The 4,382-nt window shown below is 56.0% G+C and carries 1 protein-coding gene; it reads right to left on the bottom strand.

Features of this window, described 5'->3' with window-relative positions; genetic code table 11:
- A partial coding sequence (locus ASU35_RS02105) for an InlB B-repeat-containing protein (RefSeq protein ID WP_147525334.1) occupies positions 1-3,980 on the bottom strand: 3,980 nt, incomplete at its 3' end.
- Between the last annotated feature and the right edge of the window lie 402 nt (positions 3,981-4,382).

The raw sequence follows: 4,382 nt of genomic DNA, 5'->3' as shown, positions 1-4,382 counted from the left end.
GTGGGTTTCACCGGTGTGGTTTGTCCGGTGGTCGGGGTGTTGGGGTTGTTCTTGTCCGGGCGGCCGATGGTGGAATTCTCCTTATCGTTGGAAGATGAGCCGCCGGAGGAAGAGCCGCCGCCGGAGGAGGAACTGCCACCGGTATAGATTGCTTCCCACTTCGCCCAATATTCCTTATCGCCTGTTTCTGCACCGCCGATTGCCGTAACAGGGGAGCCGGTCAAGCCTTCGTTATCATACCAGCCCTTGAAGGTGTACCCGGTGCGCGTCACATCTGTCGGGAGTGTTGCGCCCACGCCGTAGGTATAGCCTGTGACATCCTTCCCGTCTGCGATCGTGCCGCCGTTCGTGTTCAGCGTGACGGTATAGGTCGGGGCTGTCCACTGTACCGTCAGGGTCGTCACATCAGCCGGAACGTTGTCGCCGGGGGCGTAGAGCTTGCCGTCGCTGCCGAGCCACATAAAGAAGCTTCCTGTATCTCCGTCCGGGCGGGTCAGACCGTCGGACGCGGGCGCGGTAAACTCGCTGTCGGTTTTCACGATGATTTGAATATCCTTGGAGCTGCCGCCCAGCTTGCCGCCGTCAAGGTCAAGGGTAACGACCTTCAGGTCGCCAAGGCCCAGGGTGTCAGGGTTCAGGACTTCAAGGACGGGGCGGAAACCGAGGTGGTCGACCCGCTGCAAGGACGCTTCGAAACTCCAGCGGCGGGCCGATTTGTACCCACGGAAAGTCCGGCGCGACGTGTCTCTAGAGCCAGAAACAATATCATCAACCGTATCATATTCCAAAGTATCCTGTCCCCACGAATTCATTTTATTCCAGTTTTGGATATATTCGCTGTTCTTGTTCAGCATCGTGTCCCATTCGTTGCTTTGGGGCGTGCCGCGTTGGGAATCGTCCGAACCTGTAGAGCCACTTCCCACAGACGGTGCGCGCAGGGTATAGTCCACGCCGCCGCTGGCATACTTTTTGCCGAAAATCAGATTTGCGGTATTTAGGTCATCCCAGCTTACCGTATGCGTTACGGCATAGTCCGCCACAAACAGGCTGTGGTCATAGGTGTAGCCGTATTCATCGGGGGAAGTCGTGCTTGCCGCCGCCTCTGAAGCGTTCGTTACACCGCTGGAGCTTTTGTCCAGCACATAGGCGTTTACGATGCCCGCGTAGGTAAAGGGAACATAGTGCAGCGTCGTATCCGGCAGAGAAACTGCGCCGTATTCTTTCCCGGTGTTCACCGTTCCGGGTATGTTCATCGCCGAAAGGTCAAAATAATATCTGCCGCCGGGGGAGGGGGAAAACTGTTCCCACCGGGCGGTCAGGAGGGTCACGTTGGCGGGAACCTGCGCGCCCGGCTCGTAGAGCTTGCCGTTGCTTCCGAGCCACTTGAAGTAGGTGCCGGTATTCCCGGTGGGGCGGGTCAGACCGTCGGACGCGGGCGCGGTAAACTCGCTGCCGTTTTTCACGATGATATGAATATCCTTGGAGCTGCCGCCCAGCTTGCCGCCGCCAAGGTCAAGGGTAACGACCTTCAGGTCGCCAGGGCTCAGTGTGTCAGGGTTCAGGACTTCAAGGACGGGGCGGAAACCGACGTACGGGCCGGAGTACGCAGCATAGTTGTGGCCCCAGAAGCGGGCCGAATCGTACCCACGGAGCGCGCGGAGCGACGCGTCGCCAGAAGAAGTATCCTGTCCCCACGAATACATTTCATTCCAGTTTTGGATATATTCGTCGTCCTTGTTCAGCATCGTGTCCCATTCATTGCTTTGGGGCACGATGCGTTCGGAATCGCCCGAACCTGTAGAAGCACTTCCCACAGACGGCGCGCGCAGGGTATAGTCCACGCCGCCGGCGACATAGCCCTTGCCGAAAATCAGATTTGCGGTATTCAGGTCATTCCAGCTTACCGTATGCGTTACATTGTAGTCCGCCACAAACAGGCTGTGGGGATATTTGTTCTTCTTTGCATATTCCTCGGTGGTCGCCATCGCAGACTTGAGCTTGTAGGCTTCTATCGTTCCCGCATAGGTAAAGGGAACATAGTGCAGGGTGCTGTCCGGCAGATCGCTGTTTGCTGTGCCGGGAATATTCATCGCCGATAGGTCAAAATAATATCTGCCGCCGGGAGTGAGGGAAAACTGCTCTGATAAAGCAAACTGCGCCGTAAGCCTGGTAACGTCCGCCGGAACACTGTCGCCGGGGGCGTAGAGCTTACCGTTGCTTCCGAGCCACATAAAGAAGCTTCCTGTATCTCTGTCCGGGCGGGTCAGACCGTCGGACGCGGGCGCGGCAAACTCGCTGCCGTTTTTCACGATGATTTGAATATCCTTGGAGCTGCCGCCCAGCTTGCCGCCGCCAAGGTCAAGGGTAACGACCTTCAGTGTGTCAGAGTTCAGGGTGTCAGGGTTCAGGACTTCAAGGACGGGGCGGAAGCCGGGGTTGACGCTCTGAGTCAAGGACGAGGTGTAACCCCAGGTGCGGGCCGAGTCGTACCCACGGGTCGCCCGGACCGACGCGCCGCCAGAAAAAGTATCCTGTCCCCAGGAATGCATTTCATTCCAGTTTTGGATATATCCGCTGTTCTTGTTCAGCATCGTGTCCCATTCGTTGCTTTGGGGCACGCCGCGTTGGGAATCGCCCGAACCTGTAGAGCTACTTCCCACAGACGGTACGCGCAGGGTATAGTCCACGCCGCCGCTGGCATAATTTTTGCCGAAAATCAGATTTGCGGTATTCAGGGTATCCCAGCTTACAAAATACGTTACGGCATAGTCCGCCACAAACAGGCTGTGGGGATATTTGTTCTTCTTTGCATATTCCTCGGTGGTCGCCGTCTCCGATTTGAGCTTGTAGGCTTCTATCGTTCCGGCATAGGTGAAGGGAACCCAGTGGAGGGTTTTGTCCGGCAATTTGCCGTTCTTGTCGCCCGGAATGTCTGCCCCGGACAGGTCAAAGTAATATCTGCCGCCGGGAATGAGGGAAAACTGCTCTGATAAAGCAAACTGCGCCGTAAGCCTGGTAACGTCCGCCGGAACACTGTCGCCGGGGGCGTAGAGCTTGCCGTTGCTTCCGAGCCAACTGCCATCGGGGAGCCCCAGACCGTCGAACGCAGGCGCGGCAAACGTGCTGCCGGTTTTCACGATGATATGAATATCCTTGGAGCTGCCGCCGCCAAGGTCAAGGGTAACGACCTTCAGGCCGTCAGGGTTCAGGACTTCAAGGACGGGGCGGAAACCGAGGTAAACGGAGGAGGCGCTCCGAAACGAGGGCAAGCCGTGAACACAGGTGCGAGCCGAGTCGCACCCACGGAGCGTCCGGCTCGACACGTTGCTAGAACCCAACACGTCGCTATAATAAGTATCCTGTCCCCACGAATACATTTTTTTCCAGTTTTGGATATATTCGCTGTTCTTGTTCAGCATCGTGTCCCATTCGTTGCTTTGGGGCACGATGCGTTGGGAATCGCCCGAACCTGTCCAGCCACTTCCCACAGACGGTGCGCGGAGGGTATAGTCCACGCCGCCGCTGGCATAATCCTTGCCGAAAATCAGATTTTTCTCATCCAAGTCATCCCAGCTTACCGTATGCGTTACGGCATAGTCCGCCACAAACAGGCTGTGGTCATAGGTGTAGCCGTATTCATCGGGGGAAGTCGTGCTTGCCGCCGCCTCTGAAGCGTTCGTTACACCGCTGGAGCTTTTGTCCAGCACATAGGCGTTTACGGTGCCCGCGTAGGTGAAGGGCACCCAGTGGAGGGTTTTGTCCGGCAAGCTGTCGTTCTTTTCGCCCGGAATGTCCTCCCCGGAGAGGTCGAACCAATAGGTATTGCCGGTGGTGAGGGAAGACTGCTCGTCAGGCGAATCATTAGCCAATAGCATTGGCGGCGTCTCGGCAAAGACCGTTGGGGTACAGAGGGAAAACAGCATTGCGCCGCTAAGCAGCAGGCTAACTATTCTTCGTCTTCGTTTTCTTTTTCTTTTCATATTCTTCTATCCTTTCTGTTAAAATTTTCTTGCCGGCATGGCAAGGCAAGCTCTGTCTTTTCGGCTTGCAAGGGTTAAACAGAAATTATTATAAGGGCTGCTCTCGCTCCTTTCAATCGACTTGGTACAAAACGACGTTTAAGAGGCGTAAAACGACAGAAAAAAAACGCTGCCCATATCTGTCCATGGGAATGGACAGGCGTGGGCAGCGGTTCGAATATAAAGCGGCTACAGACTATCGGTCATCTCCTGTGACTTGTCGAAATAGCGCATCATTGCCTGACCGCTTTGACTGCTGATTTTGATATATGCAATGTCAGAGAGGTCGAACAGGATGCACCCACAGTGACCTTGGAAGGTGGGAAAACAGATCACCTTCAGCCACGCGCCGATCTCCGGACT

It is taken from the genome of Acetivibrio ethanolgignens (assembly GCF_001461035.1).
Taxonomy (GTDB): domain Bacteria; phylum Bacillota; class Clostridia; order Lachnospirales; family Lachnospiraceae; genus Velocimicrobium; species Velocimicrobium ethanolgignens.
This window is presented reverse-complemented; position numbering and strand designations above follow the sequence as displayed.